This window comes from Microvirga sp. KLBC 81 (assembly GCF_003075415.1).
Classification (GTDB): Bacteria; Pseudomonadota; Alphaproteobacteria; order Rhizobiales; family Beijerinckiaceae; genus Microvirga.
The window spans coordinates 20,552-43,714 of sequence record NZ_QDAH01000032.1 but is presented as its reverse complement, the minus strand read 5'-3'; the positions used below and the strand labels follow the sequence as shown (position 1 = coordinate 43,714).

General features: G+C 61.9%; 18 protein-coding genes. 10 read left to right on the top strand and 8 right to left on the bottom strand.

Features of this window, described 5'->3' with window-relative positions; genetic code table 11:
• Nucleotides 1-4 precede the first annotated feature (4 nt).
• From DC522_RS18740 to DC522_RS18730, 3 genes are read left to right on the top strand one after another with little or no spacing between them, the layout of a single operon-like run.
• Nucleotides 5-1,489, top strand: a complete 1,485-nt coding sequence (locus tag DC522_RS18740; RefSeq protein WP_116530190.1) for a mannitol dehydrogenase family protein — start codon at nt 5-7, stop codon at nt 1,487-1,489.
• 45 nt (nt 1,490-1,534) lie between these two features.
• Nucleotides 1,535-3,004: a xylulokinase gene (xylB, locus tag DC522_RS18735; RefSeq protein WP_116530189.1), complete on the top strand. Its 1,470-nt coding sequence runs from the start codon at nt 1,535-1,537 to the stop codon at nt 3,002-3,004.
• A gap of 30 nt (nt 3,005-3,034) precedes the next feature.
• Nucleotides 3,035-4,168: a zinc-binding dehydrogenase gene (locus DC522_RS18730; RefSeq protein WP_245444296.1), complete on the top strand. Its 1,134-nt coding sequence runs from the start codon at nt 3,035-3,037 to the stop codon at nt 4,166-4,168.
• Between the two features lie 20 nt (nt 4,169-4,188).
• Here DC522_RS18730 and DC522_RS18725 read toward each other — a convergent pair whose 3' ends face one another.
• Nucleotides 4,189-4,761 (bottom strand): peroxidase-related enzyme, encoded by a 573-nt coding sequence (locus DC522_RS18725; RefSeq protein ID WP_116530188.1) that lies wholly within the window; start codon nt 4,759-4,761, stop codon nt 4,189-4,191.
• A gap of 123 nt (nt 4,762-4,884) precedes the next feature.
• On the opposite strand from DC522_RS18725, the gene DC522_RS18720 reads away from it, so the two are divergent.
• Nucleotides 4,885-5,685, top strand: coding sequence for an enoyl-CoA hydratase (locus DC522_RS18720; RefSeq protein ID WP_116530187.1), 801 nt, complete (start codon nt 4,885-4,887; stop codon nt 5,683-5,685).
• A gap of 77 nt (nt 5,686-5,762) precedes the next feature.
• Here DC522_RS18720 and DC522_RS18715 read toward each other — a convergent pair whose 3' ends face one another.
• Together DC522_RS18715 and DC522_RS18710 are read right to left on the bottom strand one after the other, a co-directional pair.
• Nucleotides 5,763-7,403 (bottom strand): acyl-CoA synthetase, encoded by a 1,641-nt coding sequence (locus tag DC522_RS18715; RefSeq protein ID WP_116530186.1) that lies wholly within the window; start codon nt 7,401-7,403, stop codon nt 5,763-5,765.
• A gap of 187 nt (nt 7,404-7,590) precedes the next feature.
• Complete coding sequence (locus tag DC522_RS18710) at nt 7,591-8,820, bottom strand: ABC transporter substrate-binding protein (protein ID WP_116530185.1); 1,230 nt, start codon at nt 8,818-8,820, stop codon at nt 7,591-7,593.
• Between the two features lie 346 nt (nt 8,821-9,166).
• Here DC522_RS18710 and DC522_RS18705 point away from each other — a divergent pair, with 346 nt between their 5' ends.
• The 6 genes from DC522_RS18705 to DC522_RS18680 all read left to right on the top strand — a co-directional run bounded on the left by DC522_RS18705 (nt 9,167) and on the right by DC522_RS18680 (nt 15,769).
• A complete protein-coding gene (locus DC522_RS18705) occupies nt 9,167-10,078 on the top strand; it encodes a LysR family transcriptional regulator (RefSeq protein WP_116530184.1) in 912 nt (303 codons plus the stop codon).
• Between the two features lie 204 nt (nt 10,079-10,282).
• Nucleotides 10,283-11,383, top strand: a complete 1,101-nt coding sequence (locus DC522_RS18700) for an ABC transporter substrate-binding protein (protein ID WP_371679958.1) — start codon at nt 10,283-10,285, stop codon at nt 11,381-11,383.
• Nucleotides 11,384-11,471: 88 nt separating this feature from the next.
• Nucleotides 11,472-12,545 carry an ABC transporter ATP-binding protein gene (locus DC522_RS18695; RefSeq protein ID WP_116530182.1) on the top strand — a complete coding sequence of 358 codons (1,074 nt, stop codon included), beginning with the start codon at nt 11,472-11,474 and terminating at the stop codon, nt 12,543-12,545.
• 17 nt (nt 12,546-12,562) lie between these two features.
• Entirely contained in the window at nt 12,563-13,489 is a 927-nt protein-coding gene (locus DC522_RS18690) for an ABC transporter permease (RefSeq protein ID WP_371679956.1), read from the top strand.
• Complete coding sequence (locus DC522_RS18685) at nt 13,455-14,279, top strand: ABC transporter permease (protein ID WP_116530210.1); 825 nt, start codon at nt 13,455-13,457, stop codon at nt 14,277-14,279. Before DC522_RS18690 ends, DC522_RS18685 begins: the two co-directional genes overlap by 35 nt.
• A 35-nt stretch (nt 14,280-14,314) precedes the next feature.
• Entirely contained in the window at nt 14,315-15,769 is a 1,455-nt protein-coding gene (locus DC522_RS18680; protein ID WP_116530180.1) for a gamma-aminobutyraldehyde dehydrogenase, read from the top strand.
• Here DC522_RS18680 and DC522_RS18675 read toward each other — a convergent pair.
• The 5 genes from DC522_RS18675 to DC522_RS18655 all read right to left on the bottom strand — a co-directional run bounded on the left by DC522_RS18675 (nt 15,766) and on the right by DC522_RS18655 (nt 23,132).
• The gene (locus DC522_RS18675; RefSeq protein WP_116530179.1) at nt 15,766-16,899 is read right to left on the bottom strand and encodes an adenylate/guanylate cyclase domain-containing protein; all 1,134 of its coding nucleotides are present in this window, start codon (nt 16,897-16,899) and stop codon (nt 15,766-15,768) included. The two genes, DC522_RS18680 and DC522_RS18675, sit on opposite strands and share 4 nt — an antisense overlap.
• Nucleotides 16,900-16,905: 6 nt before the next feature.
• Nucleotides 16,906-17,271: a response regulator gene (locus DC522_RS18670; protein ID WP_116530178.1), complete on the bottom strand. Its 366-nt coding sequence runs from the start codon at nt 17,269-17,271 to the stop codon at nt 16,906-16,908.
• Nucleotides 17,271-20,933: a PAS-domain containing protein gene (locus DC522_RS18665; RefSeq protein WP_116530177.1), complete on the bottom strand. Its 3,663-nt coding sequence runs from the start codon at nt 20,931-20,933 to the stop codon at nt 17,271-17,273. The genes DC522_RS18670 and DC522_RS18665 overlap by 1 nt, the downstream gene beginning before the upstream one ends.
• Nucleotides 20,930-21,922 (bottom strand): ABC transporter substrate-binding protein, encoded by a 993-nt coding sequence (locus DC522_RS18660; protein WP_133239310.1) that lies wholly within the window; start codon nt 21,920-21,922, stop codon nt 20,930-20,932. The genes DC522_RS18665 and DC522_RS18660 overlap by 4 nt, the downstream gene beginning before the upstream one ends.
• Before the next feature lie 220 nt (nt 21,923-22,142).
• Nucleotides 22,143-23,132, bottom strand: a complete 990-nt coding sequence (locus DC522_RS18655; RefSeq protein ID WP_116530175.1) for a homocysteine S-methyltransferase family protein — start codon at nt 23,130-23,132, stop codon at nt 22,143-22,145.
• Between the last annotated feature and the right edge of the window lie 31 nt (nt 23,133-23,163).

Sequence of the window (23,163 nt, the reverse complement as noted above, 5' to 3'; positions counted from 1 at the left end):
TCAGATGGCTCAGCCTCTCTCCCTCGCTCGTCTTGCCTCTCTTCCCGAAGCGGTTGCCCGGCCGCGCTATCCGCGGGAGGTGTTGCGCCCAGGCATTCTCCATATCGGTGTCGGGAACTTTCATCGCGCCCATCAGGCGGTCTACCTGGACGACCTGTTCAACAACGGCAGGGACTTGGACTGGGCGATTATCGGCGCGGGCGTACGCGCGGGCGATGCCGCGATGCGGCGTGCTCTCGAGCCACAGGATTGGCTCACCACGGTGGTCGAGTTGGAACCGGGAGCCAACCGTGCCCGCGTCACCGGTTCCATGATCGGCTTCGTGCCCGTCGGGGCGGACAGCCGCGCCATCGTCGATGCGCTCGACGATCCATCGATCAGGATCGTGTCGCTGACCGTGACCGAAGGCGGCTATTGCATCGATCCGGCCACCGGATTCTTCAACCCCGAGCATCCGGAAATCCGCTATGACGCTTCGCATATCGATGCGCCCAAAGGTGTGTTCGGTGTGCTGGTCGCGGCTCTTAAGCGGCGTCGCGAGCGGAATATGGCTCCTTTCACGATCATGTCGTGCGACAACATTCCCCATAATGGCCAAGTGACCATGGATGCGGTCGCGGGCCTTGCCGATCTGATCGATCCTTCGCTTGCCGCCTATGTGCGCGAGGTGGTGGCCTTCCCCAACAGCATGGTCGACCGCATCACCCCGGCCACGACCGACCGGGAGCGCGCCATTCTCGAGGAGCGGTTCGGCATCAAGGACAATTGGCCCGTCTTCTGCGAGCCTTTCCGGCAGTGGGTGCTCGAAGACCATTTCTCCACAGGTCGGCCGGCGCTGGAGGAGGTAGGCGTGACCTTCACGCCTCATGTCGCCGCGTTCGAGCTGATGAAGCTGCGGATTCTCAACGGCGGGCATGCGGCCATCGCCTATCCGGCGGGCTTGCTCGGAATCCACTTCGTCCATGACGCCATGGCGGATCCTCTCGTGCGCGGGTTCCTCGACAAGCTGGAGACGGAAGAGATCATTCCCCATGTGCCGCCGGTGCCCGGCGTCGATCTGGCCGAATACTACCAGCTCATCGCCAGCCGCTTCGCCAATCCCGATGTCGGTGACACGATCCCCCGCCTTGCGCAGGACGGATCGAACCGGCAGCCGAAATTCATCCTGCCCTCGACCCGTGAACGGCTGAACGCCGGAGCCGACGTGACGGGGCTTGCCCTGGAATCTGCCCTCTGGTGCCGCTACTGCGCCGCGACCACCGATGCGGGTGAGCCGTTTGCACTCAACGACCCGAACGCCGAACGACTGACGCCAGCCGCTCTCGTGGCCAAGGATGATCCGGGGTTCTTCCTGGCCTTACGCGATATCTTCGGCGACCTCGCCGAGGCTCCCCAGTTCCGCTCACGGTTCGAAACCGCGCTCAATTCTCTTTGGCGGGATGGCACGCGCGTCACGCTGCAGCGCTACCTGGGTGGCAATCTCGCCTAATGCGAGCGCCTGGAATTGAGGGTGATCTGACGGAGACAATGGCCGATGTATATGGGAATCGATTTAGGCACCTCCAGCGTCAAGGTCATCCTCATCGATGAGGCAGGCACGCTCGTCGACGAGGCGGCGGCACCGCTCACATTGTCGCGGCCACGGCCGCTCTGGTCGGAGCAGGATCCTCAAAGTTGGTGGGATGCGACGCAGGCCGCCGTTCGGAACCTGAAGAGTCGCCGTTCCCTCGATGCCGTGGCGGGCATCGGCCTTTCCGGACAGATGCACGGCGCTGTTCTGCTCGATTCCAACGATCAGGTTCTTCGTCCCGCCATTCTGTGGAACGACGGGCGTGCCGGAGCGGAGTGCCGGGAACTCGAGCAGCGTGAGCCGGCAAGCCGGGAGATCACCGGCAATCTGGCGATGCCCGGATTCACTGCGCCGAAGCTCATCTGGGTCGCGAAGAACGAGCCCGACATCTTCGCGCGCACGGTGCGGGTGCTGCTTCCGAAAGACTGGATCCGCCTGAAACTGACGGGCGAAGCGGTCAGCGACATGTCCGACGCTGCCGGCACTCTCTGGCTCGATGTCGGGAAGCGGCAATGGTCGCCTGCGATGCTCGAAGCGACGGGACTCGGCGAGCGGCATATGCCCCGTCTCGTCGAGGGCACCGAAGTGTCGGGTGTTCTCTCTGTGGAAGCGGCTGCGGCGCTCGGCCTCCGTCCCGGTATTCCGGTCGCGGGCGGCGGCGGCGACAACGCGGCGGGAGCCGCGGGAATCGGTGTCGTCCATCCTGAAATGGCTTTCGTATCGCTCGGCACATCAGGCGTGATCTTCGTAGCCGATGCGGCCTTGAAGAAGGATCCGGAGCGGGCGGTTCATGCGTTCTGTCACTGCATTCCGGGCATGTGGCACCGGATGGCGGTGATCCTGTCTGCTGCGGCCACCTTGTCGTTTGCCACCCGCCTTGCGGGTGCCGCCGATGAAGCGTCCCTTCTGGCCGAGACGGAAGCGGCAGGTCTGCCGCCCCAAAGCCGCCTCGTCTTCCTGCCGTATCTCAGCGGCGAGCGGACACCTCACAACGATCCGGCGGCCACAGGCGTCATCTTCGGACTTGATGGAACGACGACGCGGGCGGATCTGGGCCGGGCCGCGCTTGAAGGGGTGGCTTTTGCTCTGGCGGACGGATTGGACGCTCTGCAGGCCCGTGGCGGGACGATCGGCGGTCTTTCCGTCATCGGCGGTGGAGCGCGCTCGAAACTGTGGGGGCGGATTCTGGCAGCCGCACTTCAGCGGCCTCTCACCTATCATCGGGGAGGCGAGGTGGGGCCGGCGTTGGGCGCAGCCCGGTTGGCGATGGTCGCTGCTGCGGGAGCGAGTCTTGACGAGGCCTGTCCTCCGCCGCCGGTTTCTCATGTCATCGAACCGGAAGCTGCGTTGGCGGAGTTGCTCAAGGCCCGACGTGCCTTGTATCGCCGCTTGTATTCCGACTTGAAATCGACCTTTGCGGATTCAGCGTCGTGAGCAGCATTCATACGGAAGGCAGGAGACGCAATGATGGCATTGAATGAAGAGGATACTCCAGTCGGATTGCGGGAGCAGTCCAACAGGAAGATGACGGCCATCGTCTGCCATGGGCCTGAGGATTACCGCGTCCAGCAGGTGGACCGGCCGGTGCCGGAGGAGCGCGAGATGGTCCTTCGCATTGCGGCTTGCGGCATCTGTGCGAGCGATTGCAAATGCTGGTCGGGCGCGAAAATGTTCTGGGGCGGGGACAATCCCTATGTGAAGCCACCGGTGATCCCAGGGCATGAATTCTATGGTGTGGTCGATGAGCTGGGGCCGGGAGCAGCGGAGCATTTCGGCGTCAGCCTCGGGGAGCGCGTGATCGCGGAACAGATCGTGCCGTGCGATCAATGCCGGTTCTGCCGGTCAGGGCAGTATTGGATGTGCGAGGTCCACAATATCTTCGGCTTCCAGCGCGTGGTGGCCGATGGCGGAATGGCGGAGTACATGCGCATTCCACGCACCGCGCGCGTCCACAAGATCGACGAGGGGATCTCCGCAAACGATGCCGCGATCATCGAGCCTCTGGCCTGCGCCATCCACACGGTCAATCGCGGCGACATCCAGCTCGACGACGTGGTGGTGATCGCAGGGGCCGGGCCGATCGGCCTCATGATGGTTCAGGTGGCGAAGCTCAAGACGCCGAAACTGCTCATTGCCATCGACATGGTCGACGAGCGGTTGCAGCTCGCGAAATCCTTCGGCGCGGATGTCGTCATCAATCCTCGCGAGCAGGATGCGCTGGCTGTCGTGCGGTCTCTGACGGATGGATATGGGTGCGATGTCTATATCGAGGCGACAGGTTCGCCGAGCGGCGTCGAGCAAGGCCTCAATCTCATTCGCAAGCTCGGTCGTTTTGTCGAGTTTTCGGTCTTCGGAGCGCCGACGACGGTCGATTGGTCGATCATCGGCGACCGCAAGGAGCTCGATATTCGTGGCGCTCACCTTGCGCCTTATTGCTACCCTATCGCCATCAATCTGCTGTCGCGGGGACTGGTGACATCAAAGGGCATTGTCACTCACCGCTACCGCCTTGAGGAATGGGACACGGCCATCGCTGTCGCGAACTCTCTGGATAGCGTCAAGGTGCTCATGGACGCGACAAGTCAAGAGAGTGAATAAGGTGAGAGGGGCGTGATCGCTCAAGTCCTGCCCATCATGTAGAACTCGTCGTTCGGGCGCAGGTTGGTGACATTGGCGAGGCGGTTCGACATGCCGAAGAAGGCGGCGATGGCGGCGATGTCCCAGGCGTCGTCCTCGCTGAAGCCATGAGCGCTCAAAGTTTCGAGGTCGGCATCGTCAACCGCATAGGCCTCGAAAGCCACCTTCATGGCGAAGTCAAGCATGGCTTTCTGCCGCTCCGTGATGTCGGCCTTCCGATAATTGACCGCAACCTGATCCGCGATCAGCGGATCTTTCGCCCGAATGCGCAGGATCGCCCCGTGGGCGACGACGCAGTACTGGCACTGGTTGGCGTTGCTCGTCGCCACCACGATCATCTCACGCTCGGCCTTGGTGAGGTTCCCCGGCTTGTCCATGAGAGCATCGTGGTAGGCAAAGAAGGCGCGAAACTCGTCAGGGCGCCGGGCAAGGACCAGGAAGACATTCGGGACAAAGCCCGACTTTTCCTGCACGGCCAGGACGCGTGCCCGGATATCCTCCGGTAGATCGGCGATCTCCGGCGTCGGAAAGCGGCTGATTGGTGCCTTGCTCATGGGGGCTCCCTTCCTGTTATGTCGCTGCGGCGTCGCATCGGCCGAGCGGCTTGCTTGACCTCAGCTTATTCGGCTTGGCTCAGGCGGACAACGTGCTTAAATTCGGGGCCAGGAGAGACAATCATGAGCGCGCAGCAGACTATCCCCGAAGAGCCCATTCTGATCCGCGAGGACCGGGAAGGGGTCGCGACCCTGATGCTGAACCGGCCCGGCCAGTACAATGCGCTGTCGGAGGAAATGCTGCAGGCGTTGCAGCAAAGCCTGGACGAGCTTGCCGCCGATGAGAGTGTGCGCTGCGTGGTGATTGCTGCCGCGGGCAAGGCCTTCTGCGCAGGACACGACCTCAAGCAGATGCGCTCCAATCCGCGCCAGGAATATTACGAGGTTCTGTTCCAGCGGTGCGGCCGGGTCATGCAGAGCATCGTGAATCTGCCCGCTCCTGTGATCGCCCGCGTGCACGGCATGGCGACGGCAGCCGGGTGCCAGCTGGTCGCGTCCTGCGATCTCGCGGTCGCGGCCGAGAGCGCGACCTTCGCCGTCTCCGGCATCAATGTCGGCCTTTTCTGCTCCACGCCGGCGGTGGCTCTTTCGCGAAATGTCGCACCCAAGCAGGCCTTCGAGATGCTCGTGACGGGACGCTTCATTTCGGCCGCCGAGGCGCTGTCCTACGGCTTGATCAACCGCGTCGCGCCGGATGCCGAACTCGATGCGGCCGTCGCCTCGCTGACGTCGGCCATCTGCTCGAAGAGCCCTGTCGCGATCCGTACCGGAAAGGCGATGTTCGGGCGGCAGCGCAGCATGAGCCTGGAAGAGGCCTATTCTTTCGCAGGCCAGGTGATGGCCTGCAACATGATGGCCGAGGACGCGGCCGAGGGCATCGATGCGTTCATCGGAAAACGTAAGCCCGTGTGGAAGGGGCGCTAGAGCATCGGACCCAAAAGTGGATCTGCACTTTTGGGAGTCGATCCGATGCTCATTCTCTGAGGAGCGCGCCCCATCCTTCACGCCTGGCTTGCGTGGGCGCGCGCCATCTCGCGCAGCTGGAATTTCTGGATCTTGCCGGTGGATGTCTTCGGCAACTCCGTGAAGATCACCGTGCGCGGGCATTTGAAGGAGGCGAGGTGCTGCCTGCACCAGGCGATGATCTCCTCCGCCGTCACGGATTGATCGGGCTTCAGCTCCACGAAGGCGCAAGGGGTTTCGCCCCATTTCTCGTCCGGCATCGCGACGACGGCAACCGTCTGAACCGCAGGATGCTTGTAGATCGCATCCTCCACCTCGATGGAGGAGATGTTCTCGCCGCCGGAAATGATGATGTCCTTCGAGCGGTCCTTCAGCTGGACATAGCCGTCGGGATATTTCACGCCGAGATCGCCTGAATGGAACCAGCCGCCCGCGAAAGCCTTCTCGGTCGCGCTCGGGTTCTTCAGGTATCCTTTCATGACGACATTGCCGCGGAACATGACCTCGCCGAGCGTCTGCCCATCCGCCGGTACGGGCTGCATCGTGTCCGGGTCGAGCACGTCGAGCGCTTCCAGAACGGGATAACGCACGCCTTGGCGCGCTTTCTTCGCGGCATATTCCGCAGGAGACAGCTTGTCCCAATCCTCATGCCACTCGTTGACGACGGCGGGACCATAGACCTCCGTCAGGCCGTAGAGATGCGTGACGTCGAATCCCGCTTCCTTCATGGCCGCCAGCACGGCCTCCGGCGGGGGAGCGGCCGCGGTCATGAAGCGGACCGTTTGCGGGAACGTGCGCTTTTCGGCTGCGGGCGCATTCAGCAGCGTCGACATGACGATGGGCGCACCACAGAGATGGGTGACCTTGTAATCCGCCAGCGCATCGTACATGGGCTTCGCGCGAACGGCCCGCAGGCACACATGAGTGCCGGCGACGATCGAGAGCGACCAGGGAAAGCACCAGCCGTTGCAGTGGAACATGGGAAGCGTCCACAGATAGACCGGATGCTGCCCCATTCCGCCGGTGACGATGTTGCCCATCGCAAGCAAGTAAGCGCCGCGATGGTGATAGACGACGCCCTTGGGGTCGCCCGTCGTGCCGGACGTGTAGTTCAGGGTGATCGCATCCCATTCATCGCCCGGCAGGCTCCAGGCGAATTCCGGATCTCCTTCGGCCAGGAAGTCCTCGTATTCGAGATCGCTCAAGCGCTCGCCTGAACCGGTGAATTCCGGGTCATCGTAGTCGATGACGAGCGGCTTGACGGAAGAGAGTTCGAGGGCCGCCTTCACGGTTGCCGAGAACTCGCGGTCCGTGATGAGAACCTTCGCGCCACTGTGCTCGAGAGAGAAGGCGATGATCTTGGCATCGAGGCGCGTGTTGAGCGTGTTGAGCACCGCGCCTGCCATCGGCACGCCATAGTGGCATTCGAGCATGGCGGGGACATTGGGGAGCACCACCGATACCGTATCGCCGCGTCCGATGCCGAGCCGGATGAGCGCCGAGGCGAGGCGGCGGGAGCGGGCATAGAAGTCGCGGTAATTACGCCTCAAGGAGCCATGGACGATGGCCGTCCGGTCCGGGTGAATGCTTGCGGCACGCTCCAGAAACGTCAGAGGCGTCAGCGGCTGGTAGTTGGCGGGATTCTTATCGAGGTTCGTGTCGTAAACAGTCGAAGTCACGGGCGTTCCCTGATGTCTGCTTATGAAGATCCTTGAGAGCCGCGGGCCCGGTCGGATGGTTCTGTTGGGCTGGAGCCTATCAAATGCGCGCGCACCCGTCTCGGGTGTTCACAGCGAGCATCCCCTAGCAATAAGGCGGTAGGCTGAACCAGCAGGGCCGCCGTGCAGGCGGCCCTGTCCGGTGTCATCAATGTCCGGCCTTGACGAGCGGGCACTCGCCTTCCGACAGCGGACGGAAGGCCTGGTCGCCGGGAATGGTGCGAACCAGCTTCAGGTAATCCCAAGGCTCGCGGGATTCTTCCGGCTTCTTCACCTCGAAGACGTAGAGGTCGTGCACCATGCGGCCATCCTCGCGCACCTTCCCGTTCTTGGCGAAGAAGTCATTCACCGGCAGTTCCTTCATCTTCTTCGCAACGGCCTGCGCCTCGTCCGTGCCCGCAGCCTCGATGGCCTTCAGGTAATGGATGATCGACGAGTAGACGCCGGCCTGTCCCATCGTCGGCATGGCCTTGTGGCGCTCGTAGAAGCGCTTCGACCAGGCGCGGGTCTCGTCGTTGAGGTCCCAGTAGAAGGCCTGGGTCATCAGGAGGCCTTGAGCCTGCTTCAGGCCAATCGCATGCACGTCGGTGATGTGCATGTAGAGGCCCGCGAGTTGCACGCCCGAATCCGTGAGACCGAACTCGTGCGCCTGCTTGATCGCATTCACCGTATCGGCGCCGGAATTGGCGATTCCGACGATCTTCGCGCCCGAACTCTGGGCCTGGAGGAGGAACGAGGAGAAGTCATGATTGCCTTGCGGGTGCCTGACGTTGCCAACGACCTTGCCGCCTGCCTTGGTGACGGCCTGGGCCGTATCCCGCTCCAGGGCATGGCCGAAGGCATAATCCGCCGTCAGGAAAAACCAGGGGCCGCGGCTTGCCAATGGCTGCCCCGTGCCCACGGCGAGGCCATAGGTATCGTAGGTCCAGTGAATGCCGACAGGAGAGCAGAACTTGCCCGTAAAATCCGAAGAGCCGCCCGTGGAGGCAATGACCAGGCGGTTCTTTTGCCGGCCGATCTCCTGGACGGCCAGCATGACCGAGGATGTCGGGAGATCGACGATCGTGTCCACCTTGTCCTCATCGATCCAGCGGTTGGTAACCGCGGATCCGACATCCGGCTTGTTCTGGTGATCGCCCGCGACGACCTCGATGGGCTTTCCAAGCACCTTGCCGCCGAAATCCTCGATTGCCATGCGGGCGGCGATGGTCGAGCCGGAGCCCGCCATATCCGCATAGATGCCGGATTGGTCGTTCAGCACGCCGATCTTGACCACACCATCGGAGATCGCCTCTGCCGCCTGCGCCGAGGCGAGCGGGAATCCCGTGGACAAGGCGCCAATCACGGCTGCCAGCGCAATGTGATGCCTGTGAAGCATCGTTCTCTCCTTTGATTGTGTTCCAGCGCAGGAGACAAGCGCTGCTGTTCGTCCTTGTCAACGGAAAAGTTCTGTTTAACGAACGAAAGTGAATGTAACAGATTTACTCCTCACGATGTCAGGCGGGACCATTCCCGACCGGCGAAGAGAAATCCTTGCATGTCTGAGATGTGTGTTGTCCCGCGAGCCGTTTCCAATAGGATCTTGTTCGCCATAAAGAACCGGGGTTTGGCGCTGCGACGATGGTGCCCTCACACATTTCACGGGCCTCTGGAGCGTGGCTTTTCAAAAGGGCAGGGGCGGGCAAGAATGGAGGACGGTCAAAACCATAGCTCCTGAGCCTCCGATGGCCTTCTCTCTCCGCCAAGTTCGCTATTTCGTCGCCATTGCGGAAACGGGATCCATCTCCGGGGCGGCCCGCCATCTGTCGATCTCGCAATCCACGATTACCGAGGCCGTGCAGGAGCTCGAGCAGGATCTCGGCTTCAAGCTGGTGGAGCGCTCCACCCATGGCATGAGCCTGACTCTGAAGGGTTATCAGTTCCTGCGTCACGCCGAGAAGATCCTCGCAGAAGTGTCCAATGCGCGGCGGGCGCTGAGCGATGGTGGCGCGCCATCCGAGGGGCGGCTCAATCTGGGTGTCACGCCGCTGGTGGCGAGCTACATCCTCGCCGACCTGCTCGCCCGGTTCCGGCGTGCCTTTCCGCTTCTCGAAGTCGGCGTCGTGGAGGACGGGCGCGATTATCTCGAACATCTCCTGATCGGCGGCGAGCTCGATATCGCCGTCATGGTGCTGCCGCCGAGGCCGAGGCTGCTTTCTCTCGAAGCCGAGATCGTGGAGGCCTCGCGCTATCGTCTGTGGCTGCCCCTCGGCCACAGGCTCGCTCAGGAGGTGGAGGTCAGCCTGCGGGATCTGGCCGAGGAGCCGCAAATCCTGCTGGCCATCGACGAAATCGATGAAGCCCCCAAGCATGCCATGCAGCAGCTTGGCATCCGCCCACCCACGGCGTTCCGCACCCGCTCGGTGGAGGCGGTGCGAAGCCTCGTGGCGACGGGAGCGGGTGTCGCTGTCCTGCCCGATCTCACCTATCGGCCCTGGTCGCTGGAAGGCGACAAGATCGAGGCACGGCGTATCCACGAGGATCTGCCGGCGGTGTCAGTCGGCGTGGTATGGCGGCGCGGCTCCCGCCTTTCGCCTCCGGCTTCTCAATTCCTCTCCGTCGTGCGGACCTATAGGACCCACCGACAGCGCGCCTGACCTATCGGAAATTCCGATAGCCGAATTCTCTCGATTAAAGTGGCGCAGCTTGGCGACTTGGGACACTCTTTTCCCCAGGATAAGAGGCCCAAGCCTAATGGGCCCCGCCTGCTTTCAGATGGGGTTAGAGGGAAGGGGAGGCGCATCATGCGTCGCATTGTCTTCAAGACCGCGGGACTCTGCTTGGCGGCGTCGATCGGCGCCATGCCTGCCGCCGCACAGGTCAAACAGCTCGGCAAGGCCGAGGGTTCGGTCGATATCATCGCGTGGCCCGGCTATATCGAGCGGGGCGAGACCGACAAGAAATACGATTGGGTCACGAGCTTCGAGCAGAAGACCGGCTGCAAGGTGAATGTGAAGACCGCCGGCACCTCGGACGAGATGGTGGCCCTCATGAACGAGGGCGGGTTCGATCTCGTCACCGCATCGGGCGATGCGAGTCTGAGGCTCATCTCCGGCAAGCGCGTGCAGCCGATCAACACCAGTCTCGTTCCAAGCTGGAACACTGTCGACCAGCGCCTGCAGAACGCGCCCTGGCACACGGTCGACAATGTCCATTACGGCGTGCCCTATCAATGGGGCTCGAACGTCTTGATGTACAACACCAACGTGTTCAAGGAAGCGCCCAAGAGTTGGAACGTGGTGTTCGAGGAGATGACGCTTCCCGACGGCAAGTCCAACAAGGGACGCATCCAGGCCTTCGACGGGCCGATCTACATCGCCGATGCGGCGCTCTACCTGATGAAGCATCAGCCGGATCTCGGTATCAAGGATCCCTACGAGCTCAACGAGAAGCAGTACAAGGCGGCGCTCGATCTGCTGCGCAAGCAGCGCGGGCTCGTGCAGCGTTACTGGCACGACGCCATGGTCCAGGTGGACGACTTCACCAATGAAGGCGTGGTCGCTTCCTCATCCTGGCCCTTCCAGGTGAATCTCCTGCAGAGCCAGAACAAGCCCGTCGCCAGTACCGTTCCGGAAGAGGGCGCGACCGGTTGGGCCGACACCACCATGATGCATGTGGACGCGCCGCATCCGAACTGCGCTTATCTATGGCTTGAGCATTCCTTGAGCCCGAAGGTACAGGGCGATCTCGCCTCCTGGTTCGGCTCCGTGCCCTCCGTTCCCGCCGCATGCAAGGGCAACGAGCTTCTCGGCGCCGAAGGCTGCGAGGTCAACGGCATGGGCAATTTCGAGATGATTAAGTTCTGGCGCACGCCGGTTGCAAAATGCGCAACCCAGTCCGAAGGCTGCATACCCTATTATCGCTGGGTGACGGATTACATCGCCATCCTCGGTGGGCGTTGATGCCCTGACGCGGAGGCGCTCGAGCTTCAAGAGCGCCTCCCTTCGACACAACAGGAGGCCTGATCGCTTGACCTCCGGAGCGCCACTCATGTCCGTTCACACGCGTCCGCAAGACACCATTGCGGCTCAATCCCTTGCGCCTGCACCGGCTCACGCCGTGCGCTTCAACGGCGTCGCCCGCCACTTCGGCGCCGTGCGGGCTGTCGATGGGCTCGATCTCGACATCCATGTCGGCGAGTTCTTCTCGATGCTGGGTCCCTCCGGCTCGGGCAAGACCACGTGCCTTCGCCTGATCGCCGGATTCGAGCAGCCCGATGCAGGTGAGATCAGTATCTTCGGTGAGCCCGTTGCGGGTGTTCCGCCTTATCGCCGCGCGGTGAACACGGTGTTTCAGGATTATGCGCTGTTTCCGCATCTGAACGTCCTCGACAACGTGACTTACGGCCTGCGCATTCGCGGCATGGGGCGCACGGAACGGGAGAAGCTCGGACGTGAGGCGCTCGCGCTCGTAAAACTCGTCGGCTTCGACGTGCGTCGTCCGCAGCAGCTCTCCGGCGGCCAGCGCCAGCGCGTTGCGCTTGCGCGCGCCTTGGTCAACCGCCCCAAGGTGCTGCTGCTCGACGAGCCGCTCGGCGCGCTCGACTTGAAGCTGAGAGAGGAGATGCAGGTGGAGCTGAAAGCATTGCAGCGCAGCCTCGGCCTTACCTTCATCTTCGTCACGCACGACCAAGGCGAGGCGCTCTCGATGAGCGACCGCGTGGCCGTGTTCAATGCAGGTCGTATCGTGCAGGTTGGCACGCCGGAAGAGATCTATGAGCGGCCTCGAATGCGCTTCGTCGCCGAATTTGTTGGCGGCTCCAACGTGCTCGAACCCGCCGTGACCGCACGCTTCGGTGGCCCCTCGAGGCTCGTGAGCCTCCGGCCTGAAGCGATTGCCGTTCGTCCCGCCGGGAATGCAAGCGAGCCAGGGCGCCTTCATGCGGACGGCACATGCATCGAAGTTCAATACCAGGGTGCGATGCGGCGCGTGATCGCCGATTGCGCGGGCGTTCGCCTCTGTGCCCTCGTGCCTGCGTCGGAGGTGCGGAGCTTGGGTCCTGGCGAGCCGATCCGCCTGTCATGGTCGCCGGCCGCCATGCATGAGATGGAGGATGAACGGTGACCGCTGGCGTCCTCGATCTGCCGATCCCGCGCGAGAGCCTGTCGCGCCACTTCTCCGATGCGCTCTTCAAGCGCCGCGGCCTTCTGCTCACTCTCCTTCTCGTGCCGCCGCTGCTGTGGCTCGGGATCGTCTATGTGGGCAGTTTGATCGCGCTGCTGCTGCAGAGCTTTTTCTCCATCGATGAGTTTTCGGGAACCATCGTTCGCGAGTTCACGCTGAAAACCTATGCCGAGTTGCTGCAGCCAGCCAATCTCGACGTGATCCTGCGCACCGTCGCGATGGCCGCTGCCGTGACGCTGGCCTCCGCGATCCTTGCCTTTCCTATCGCCTATTACGCAGCGCGCCACGCATATGGGCGCATGAAGGCAGCCTTCTATCTCGCGATCATGATGCCGCTCTGGTCGAGCTATCTCGTGAAGGTTTATGCCTGGAAACTGGTGCTCGCGAAGGAAGGGGCGGTGGCATGGGCGGCGAACCGGATCGGCGCGACCCCTATGATCGACGGATTGTTGAGCACTCCGCTGATTGGCGGTCCGTCCCTGTCTGTCAGCTATATCGGCCAATTCCTCGTCTTCATCTATCTCTGGCTGCCATTCATGATCTTACCCGTCCAGGCCGCGCTGGAGCGCGTGCCCGGCAGCCTCACCGAGGCGTCGGCCGATCTCGGCGCATCGCCGAACCAGACTTTTCGGACGGTGATCCTGCCGCTCGCCATGCCGGGCATCGCAGCAGGCTCCATCTTCACCTTCTCGTTGACGCTCGGTGATTACATCCTGCCGCAGATCATCGGCCCATCGACGCTGTTGTTGGGCCAAGCCGTCTATGTGTTGCAGGGCACGGCGGGCAACATTCCGCTCGCTGCGGCTTTCGCAGTCGTGCCGATCATGGTGATGGCGCTCTATCTTCTTGCTGCGAAGCGACTGGGGGCGTTCGATGCATTCTAAGGCTTCCCTGGGCTTGAAGATCAGTGCCACCGTCGGACTCCTCTTCCTGCACGCGCCGCTCGCGTTCGTGATCCTCTACGCCTTCACCACGGAGGAGCGCAGCTATCAGTTCCCGCCGCCGGGTCTGACGCTGAAATGGTTCGGCGTTGCCTGGTCCCGTCCTGATGTCTGGAACGCGCTCACGCTCTCGTTTCAAGTCGCAGCGGTTGCGACCTTCATCGCCCTGGTGCTGGGCACGCTTGCCGCCGGTGCGCTGGCGCGGAGCAGGTTCTTCGGACGCGAGGTGATCTCGCTTCTCATCATCCTGCCCATCGCGCTGCCCGGCATCATCACCGGCATCGCATTGCGCTCCGCCTTCAACCTGATGGATCTGCCTTTCTCCTTCTGGACCATCGTGGTGGGGCATGCCACCTTCTGCGTCGTGGTGGTGCATAACAATGCGGTGGCGCGCCTGCGGCGCATGTCCCCCTCCATCGTGGAGGCGTCCTACGATCTCGGCGCCGACAGCTTCCAGACCTTCCGCTATGTGATGTTGCCTAACTTAAGCACGGCGCTGCTTGCAGGCGCAATGCTCGCCTTCGCCCTGTCCTTCGACGAGGTGATCGTCACCACCTTCACCGCAGGACAGCAATCGACGCTGCCGATCTGGATGTTCAACGAACTCGTCAGACCGCGTCAGCGGCCCGTCACCAACGTCGTTGCCGTCATTGTGATCGTCCTGACCTTCCTGCCTATTCTCGCGGCCTATTACCTGACCCGCGAGGAGGTGGGAGCATCGAGCCGCCCGTGACGGGAAACCGATCAGAACAATTTGAGGAGGACACCATGGATACAGCCAATCTTTCCAGACCATCCGACACCGAAATGCTGATCGGCGGGCGCTTCGAGGCGGGATCCGAGGATGCGGAGACGATCCTCAATCCGCGCACGGGCGAAACGATCCTGAAAATGCCCGAAGCATCTTCCGACCAGATCAATGATGCGGTCTCGGCAGCAGAAGCCGCCTTCGCCTTCTGGTCACGCACCACGCCTGCCGAGCGCTCAGGACTTCTGCTGAAGCTCGCTGATCGCATCGAAGCGGAAGCGGAGTCCTTCGCGAGCCTCGAAGCGCTCAATTGCGGCAAGCCGCGCTATCTCGTGCTGCGTGACGAGATCCCGGCAATCGTCGATTGCTTCCGCTTCTTCGCCGGTGCGGTGCGCACCATGCAGGGCGCAGTCGCCGGGGAATATCTGGCGGGCCATACCTCCATGATCCGGCGCGATCCCATTGGCGTCGTGGCATCGATCGCGCCGTGGAATTATCCGCTGATGATGGCGGCGTGGAAGCTCGCTCCGGCCCTGGCTGGCGGCAATACGGTGGTGATCAAACCCTCCGAGCAGACGCCGCTGACGACGCTGAAGCTCGCCAGGATCATCGCCGATATCTTCCCTCAAGGCGTCGTCAACGTGGTGGTGGGACGTGGCGAAACTGTCGGCCAGACACTCATCTCCCATCCGAAGGTCTCGATGATCTCCCTCACCGGCGACGTCGCCACGGGCAAGAAGATTCTCGCCGCTGCCGCAAATTCGGTGAAACGCACGCATCTGGAGCTCGGCGGCAAGGCGCCGGTCATCGTGTTCGATGATGCGGATCTCGCCGAGGTGGTCGAGGGTATTAAGGTCTTCGGCTACTATAATGCCGGCCAGGATTGCACGGCAGCCTGCCGCATCTATGCGGGCTCCAAGATCTACGACCGTTTTGTCGCGGATCTCTCCTCCGCCGTTTCAGGCCTGCGACTTGGCCGCGAGAATGACGATGAGAACGACATTGGCCCGCTGATATCACCGCGCCAGCGCTCGCGCGTGGCCTCGTTTGTGGAACGTGCTGCGGATCTCAAGCACATCGAGATCACGGCCGGCGGCAAGGAGGGAAGCGGCGGCGGCTTCTTCTACGAACCCACCGTCGTGGCCGGGGCCCTCCAGGAGGACGAGATCGTTCGCCGTGAAGTGTTCGGCCCTGTCGTCTCCGTGACGCGCTTCGACGATGTGGATCAGGCGGTCGCCTGGGCGAACGATTCCGATTACGGCCTCGCCTCGTCCGTGTGGTCCAAGGACGTGTCGAAGGCCATGAGCACGGCCTCGCGCCTGCAGTATGGCTGCACATGGGTGAACTGCCACTTCATGCTGGTCAACGAGATGCCCCATGGCGGCCTGAAGCAGTCCGGCTACGGCAAGGATATGAGCATGTACGCGCTGGAGGATTATACGGCCGTGCGCCACGTCATGGTGAAGATGGGTTAGGCGCTCGCGCTCTCAGGTCTGAGCCCTTCGATATTATAAATTTGAATCGGGCGGCTCAGACCCTTCAGATTGAAGTCGCCAAGAGAGGTTAAGGCCGCCAGATTCTCCACCTCCGCAGCGATGCGCTGCGTGACCAGGATCTGGCTGTCGCGTGCTTCCGAACACAGGCGCGCGGCCACATTCGTCACGGTGCCGATGGCGGCGTAATCGAACCGCCCTTCGAAGCCGATCCGGCCCATGGTCGCGTAGCCTTGCGAGATGCCGATGCCAAATCCGATGGAATAGCCCCGAAGCCGCCAGTCATGCGCCAGCATCTGAATGTGATCGCGCATGGCGATCGCAAGCTTGACGGCACGAGCGGCGGGATCGGGACAGGGAATGGGATCGTTGAAGAAGATCATCATGCCGTCGCCCGTGAACCGCTCAAGCGTTCCCGCAGCCTCGTGGATCAGCGGTCCGAGAGTCGAGTGATAGGCATTCAGAAGGTCCATCACCTCCTCGGGCGCAGCGATCTCGGCAAAGCTCGTGAAGCCGCGCAGATCGCAGAAGAGCACCACGATCTCCCGGCGGTGATGCTGAAGGATTTCGGCCTGGCCGCCCTTCGAGGCGATCATGTCCGCGATCTGAGGCGGCAGGAAGCGCCTGAGATCGCGTAACCGCTCGAGCTCCTGCACCTGCTGCTCGACACGCTCTTCCAGATGTTGGTTCAGGGCTGCAAGTTCCGAGGCCTGTGCCTGGACAGTGTCGTAAAGGGTTTTTATCCGCAGCAGCGAGCGTACCCGTGCAACGAGCGTCGCAGGCTCGAAAGGTTTGGTGAGATAGTCATCACCTCCAGCGTCGAGGCCCGCGACCACGTCCTTGATGCTGGATTTCGCCGTCAGCAGAATGATGGGAGTGGCGCGAAGGGCTTCATTGCCCTTGAGCTGCTGCGTGACTTCGATGCCGTCCATCTCCGGCATCATGATATCGAGCAGGATCAGATCGGGGCGCAGTCGATCCGCTTTCTCGAGCGCCTCGCGTCCATTGCTGGCCGTCTCGATCTCATAGCCCTGAGCCTCCAGGCGCACGCGGACGATCTCGATGTTTTCCTCGATATCGTCGACAACCAGGATGAGAGGGCGATCACGCATGGCCCGTCATTCCAGAAGTTCGCGCACCTTCGCGAGGATTTGGCGCGGGCTGAAGGGTTTCGCGATGTAACCGTCGCATCCGGCAGCCCAGGCCTTCTCCTCATCTCCGGAAAGCGCATAGGACGTCACGGCAATGATCGGGGGCGGCTGGATGGATTGATTGGCCTTGATATGCCGGATCGCCTCATACCCATCGAGAATGGGCAACTGGATATCCATCAGGATCAGATCGGGCTTGAATTCCGCCGCAGCCGTGATCGCCGCCTGGCCGTCATGCGCCTCGCAGATTTCAAATCCCGCATTGGTCAAGAGATCGCGCAGGATCCGTCGATTGTCCTCAGTGTCCTCGACGATCAGGATCCGCTTGCTCATCAGGCAGCCTCCGTCACAGGGCGGGTCTCAAGCGGGAGGTCGATGGTGAAGGTGGAGCCTTGTCCCTCGGCTGAGTGGACATGAATCGTGCCGCCGTGCATCTGCACGATCCGCTTCGAGATAGCGAGGCCGAGCCCTGTTCCGGTGCCGCCATTCACGGCATTGGAGCCTTGCTGGAAGGCCTCGAAGATGAGTTTCTGATCCTTCGGCGCGATACCGATGCCAGTGTCCCGGATGGCAATCTTCAGACGTCCGCTCACCACCTCGGCCGAGACATCGACGGAGCCCTGATCCGTGAACTTGATGGCGTTGCCGACGAGGTTGACGAGCACCTGGGTCAACCGGCGCTCGTCGCCGCTGCCACAGGGAAGTTCCTCCGGAACCGAAACTCGAAGGGAAAGCCCCTTCGCCTTGGCGAGCGGCTCCGCCGTGGTGACGACGGCATGGATGAGATCGGAAATCGAATAGGGCTCTGCCGCGATCAGAAGCTCTCCGGCCTCGATCTTCGAGAGGTCGAGGATATCGTTGATGAGAGCGAGAAGATGGCGGCCATTCACCTGCACGCGCGTGAGCACGCCGTGCGCCTTGTCGGGAAGATCACCGTAGAGACCGTCGATGAGAAGCTCGGTATAGCCAAGGACGGCATTGAGCGGCGTGCGAAGCTCATGGCTCACATTCGCCAGGAACCGGGACTTGGCCTGGCTTGCTTCCTCGGCGTGCTCCTTGGCCTGACGCAAGGCTTCGTCGCGGGCATGGCGTTCGGTGATGTCGCGCACCACGCAGATGAGCCCGCCGTCCTGGATGATGGTGAGCGAGACATCCTGCGGGAAGAGCGTGCCGTCGCGCTTCAGGCCCACAGCCTCGCCGTTCCAGTGACCGTCCTGGAAGACCTTGGGGAAGGCGACGGCCTCCAAATATGCGCGCTCCTCGTCCGTGTAGAGCTGCTTCCAGCTTTTCCCGACAAGCTCCTCCGGGCGGTCATAGCCGAAGATCTTCAGATGAGCTTCGTTGAGGTACTGGTAGCGATAGTCGGCATCGAGGATCGCCATGCCGTCCATGGCCGCTTCCATGGCGGCCAGATGGCGGCGCAGGACATCCTCGAACCGCTTCATGTCGGTGATGTCGAAATAGGTGAGCATGCGCCCGCCATCCGGCAGTGCAATAATACGGTACTGAAGAACGCGCCCGTTCTTCAGGCGCATCTCGGTCATAACGGGAGCACCGCTTCTGATCTCGCCGATGCGTCGTGCCTTGTAGGCCCCCCATTCTTCATCCGAGACATCGTAGCTGCCGAGTGACCGGCTCTTCTCCATGTCCTCTTCCAGGGATCGGGGCTTCTCATAATAGCTCGCGGGCATCTCCCAGATCTCGCGATAAGCCCGGTTGGCGAGGCGGATGCGAAAATCGGGGTCGAGAAACAGGATGCCGTACTGAATGGTGTCGAGAACGGCGTTGAGGTCGCGCAACGCCGCTTCGGTTTCCTTCTTGGCCTGCTTGAGCTGCGCTTCCCTCTGTTTCAACTCGGTGATGTCGTTGAAGGCGAACAGAAGGGCAGGGGTGGATTCATAATCGGCGAAGCTCGCGTTCACCAAGGCCCAGAACTGCTTGCCGTCGTGGCGCTGAAGGAGAACTTCCACGTCCTGAACGCGGCCTTCCTGCGATAGAATCTTGAGGATGCGCTCGCGATCCGTCGGGTTTGCGTAATAGTTCGGCGCGGGCGTTCCCCGCAACTCCTCGGGTTTGAGGCCGATGGCCTCTGCCGTGCGGGCATTGGCATACAGAATCCGCCCGTCCGACATCCGGGTCACGACCAGCGGGAAGGGCGCCAGTTCCAGAAGGCGTCGCTGGCGCTGCTCGGCGAGCGCGATGGCATCGAGGGCCCGCTTCTGCTCGGTGATATCCACATAGGTGAGCATGCGTCCGCCATCCGGCAGGGCGACGCAATGGTAGCGGAGCACACGGTTGTTCGGGGACTGGATCTCGATCGGAGCCTGATCGCAGCGTCGGATATCCTCCATGTTGCGCTCGATGAAGGCGTCTTCGTACTCGTGTTCGATGCCGAGGGCCTGGCTGTGATGGGCAACCACGTTGCGGATTGGTGTTCCCTTGGCGATCTGCGCCTCGGGCACGGCCCACATTTCCTTGTAGGCCCGGTTGGCGAGGCGGATCTTCAGGTCGGGGCTCAAGAACAGAATGCCGTAATCGATGGTATCGAGCAGCGCATTGAGCTCCCGGTGGCGCGCCAGCTCCCGTTCGGCTTTCTCACGCTCCGCAAGCTCGTGGGCCAATTCGTCATTGAGCTTGGCGAGGCTCGCGCTGCGCTCGTTCAGCGCTGATTCACGGGCGTCGATCTGCCGGGCCATGGTGGTGAAAGCGTCCGCCAGCTCGCCGATTTCGTCATCGCGGCGAAGATTGAGGTGTGTCTTGAACTCTCCCTTGGCGACAGAGCTCGTGGCACGCACCAGGAGACGCAATGGAACGGCAATCTGGCTCCTGAGCGTCGAGCTTAAGATTGCGATTTCGAGAATCAGCGCCAGGGCGCCCATGAGGAGAATAAGGCGAGCCGTCTGCCACGCGCTCTCGGATGCAAGATCCAGAGGATAGACCGTAGCCAGGGTCCAGGCCGGACCGCTGAGCTTCGTGACGGCAATCACCTGATTGTCGCTTTGGTCACGAATGACGGTCTGCTGCGGAGAACGCTCCAGCGTCAATCGGTGAATTTTCTCAAGTTTGGGGTCACCGGTTTCGGAAATCGGCAAGGAGCCGCTGCGTGCCTGGATGGCATCCATGAAGCGGGGATGGGCGATGATCCTTCCTTCTTCGGAGAAGAGGATGTTATATGTGCCGCCCAGATCCGTGCTGACGGCGCGGCCGATCAGGTCATGGACGAGGATATCCTGGCCGATCTGGATGGCCGGGCGTCCGTCCAGAAGAGCCGGGCGGGTGACCGATACGAGCCAATCGTTGATACCATAGTCGAAGTAGAGTTCGGACCAGCGCTCCTTGGCAGAGTCGGCGATCGAGCCGGTGTTCGCGACGAGCACGTCGTCCTTGTTGTCGGAGAGCAGATTCAGCTTGCCCGAGATCTCCCAATCCCCCGCACGCAAAGCCCAGGGCTGATCCGGCCAGTACATGATGACGGCGCCTTCCGGCGTCATCACATAGAGATTGGCGAACTGGCTTTTCCACGCAGGGCCGAATTGCGTGATCAGATCGAAGGCGACGACAAGTCGCCGCTTGAGATCCCGCTCGATCATCACGTGCTTGCCGATGAAGCCTGTGACGCCATAGGTCTTGAAGACATTTTCCGTCAGCCGCGTGGTTCCGTCGGGATGCTGCTCGAACAGGCTTGCAAAGCGCTGCTCCGCTCCCTGCGGGTCCATCTGGCTGATCTCGCGCAGATAGGCATCCGAGAATGTACGAATATTGCTGCTGGCGAGGTCGAAGATCGCGCTTTCACGAACGCGCCTCTGTTCGACATACCGCTCAAGGTTCTCAACGGCCTGCTGCTCGAAGCCCGTCTTCACGTGCCAGTAGCTCATGATCGTAGCGGCCGCGACGACGAGGCTGATGCGGATCGCGATCTTGCGGAGCGTCAGCAGGGTAAGGGAGCGCTTCGGGCTCGTGACCTTTCGAGGTTCAACAGACTCAAGGCTTGTCATGGTACGGCTCTGGCGAGGGGAGGGAAGTCCTTGATGCCAAGCCTTCGGGCAATCCTGTCATTAAAGAACAACTCGCCTTCGCGATTGTATGAAAGAGGAATGTCGCTGGGCTGAACACCTTCGAGAATGCGAAGCGTTGCTTGGCCCACCCAGCGCCCCTGTTCCTGCGGGCTCTTCACCACTCCGATGAGGCTGACGGAGGTGAGCCACTCGAAATCCGTCCCGCTCGGGATTTCGCTCTTCTCCTCCGCAAGGCGGGTGGCATCGGCGATGTTCCAGTCGGGCAGAGCTCCGACGCCGAGGATCATCAGCATGTCGACCTCCTTCTGAGCCCGCAGGAAGGCCTCCTTCCAGGCCGCATGCGTTTTCACGAAGTAAGTCTTGTCGTAGGTGATCCCGAAGAGCCTCTCGTGATAGGCCAGCTCCTTGCGCTTGACCTGCGTATCCTCAGACAGAAAGCCGAGCCTTGGGCCGCGCGCGTGCCTCCGCAGCAGCTTCACAATCTGTGGAATCGGCGAGACCTCGACCATGCCCGTGGTATTGCGGAAGGGCAGGCCATAGGTGGAGGCGTCCCAGTTCAAGCCGCAGAAGACGACTGGGATCGAGGAGTCGCGCAAATAGGGCTGCACGAGGTGCTGCGCGGCGGGGTCGTCACTGGTCGTGACGACATCGGGATTGAACTCGTCGATGATCCGCTTGGCCTCCAGGGCCGAGGCTCGGATGTCGCTGTCGGACGGGCGTCGCTTCGTGTCCATATGGAACACGCGCAGCTCGATATCCTTGCCCGTCAGCGTCTCCCGGAGCGCCGCCACGATCCGGTCGTTCCACTCGTTGCCTGCGTGGTAGGAATCGATATGCAGCACCTTCTTCGACGCTTCCTGCGCTTGAGCGCCTTCGGTTGCAGGAAGAACAGCCAAGGCGCAGACAAGGATGCGGACGAGCGCTGCTCTCCGCACCCGAAATCCCGCATGTTCGAAACGTCGTGACATGGCATAATCCGATCGCGTGAACGTTCGACTGCCGTTGGCGGACACTTGTCCTTCTCACATTGTGCCGCGGGCTTATGCCTTGCTTGTGAGTTTCGCTTCTCAAACCATACTATTCCCCGAAACCGCTGCTCCCAACTCTTTTGCGTGATCACACCTCTTAAGAGGTAGTTTTGATATAGCGGTTCCTGCTTGGAATCGGAGCTGAACGGAGCATCAGGACTTACGAAACCCTTTGCAGTTCTTGTGCATGGCTTGAGGCGAACCCGGAGCGCGGATTGCAGGCCTCGCAAATGGCAACGATGTGGCGGTGGTCCGTGCCGCAGCATCCTCCCAGGACACAAAGCTGCGTCATCCTCTGGCGCAGCGATTGATAGTGACGCGCGAGCGCAGCCGGATCGCCAGCGTCCAGCTCGGTGGCAGCGTCGAGCTCGGCATGGCTCAGGGTGGAGGCATTGGCCCTGATGCCCTTGACCCGATTAAGCCACGTCCCCTCTGTCGCCACGGTGCTTTCGAAATGCGTCGGGTGCGCACAGTTGATCATATAGTAGATCGGGCCCGAACCGGTGGCGGCGTCCACTCGTTCGATCGCCTTCTGCAGCGTATCTCCGGAGGGCAGGCGGCCATCTGTTTCCAGTGTAAAGGAGATGACCACAGGAAGGCCACGGCTTTGCGCTGCCCGTACGATTCCGATGGCCTCCTCCGGATAGGTCAGTGTTATCGCACTCACCATATCGGCCGGTGTATCGTGAAAGACCTCGATCTGAGGCGCATGGTAACGCTCTGCTTCCCGGGCGCTCATGCGGCTGTCGGCCTTGTAGCCGTCGCCGCGAGGCCCCAGGACACCGTTGATGACGACAGGTGTGCGGTCCGTGGCGTATGCCTCGCACAGTTCGCAGGCAAAGGCTACGGATCTGCGCTGAACATCGGCGAGATCGTCTGCCGAATAGCCGAGCTTCTTGCCCCAATCGGCATTGGTGCGCCATGTCACAGTATCGAGAATGAACCCAACGCCGCGCTCTCTGGCGGTTTCGAGATAGGGCTTGAAGTAGGCTCTCAGCGTCTCGCGCCCGTCCTCGCTCATCACGAGAGGAAAGGCGGCAAAGCAGGGCAGATCGATGCCGCGATGAAAGACCAGGGTTGTTTCCAGGCCGCCATCGGTCAGGAAGTCTCCGCCGGATAGTTGCGGCAGGTTCGATCGATACGAGGCCATGCTTCTTCTCCCCCTCAAAACCATGCCGGGA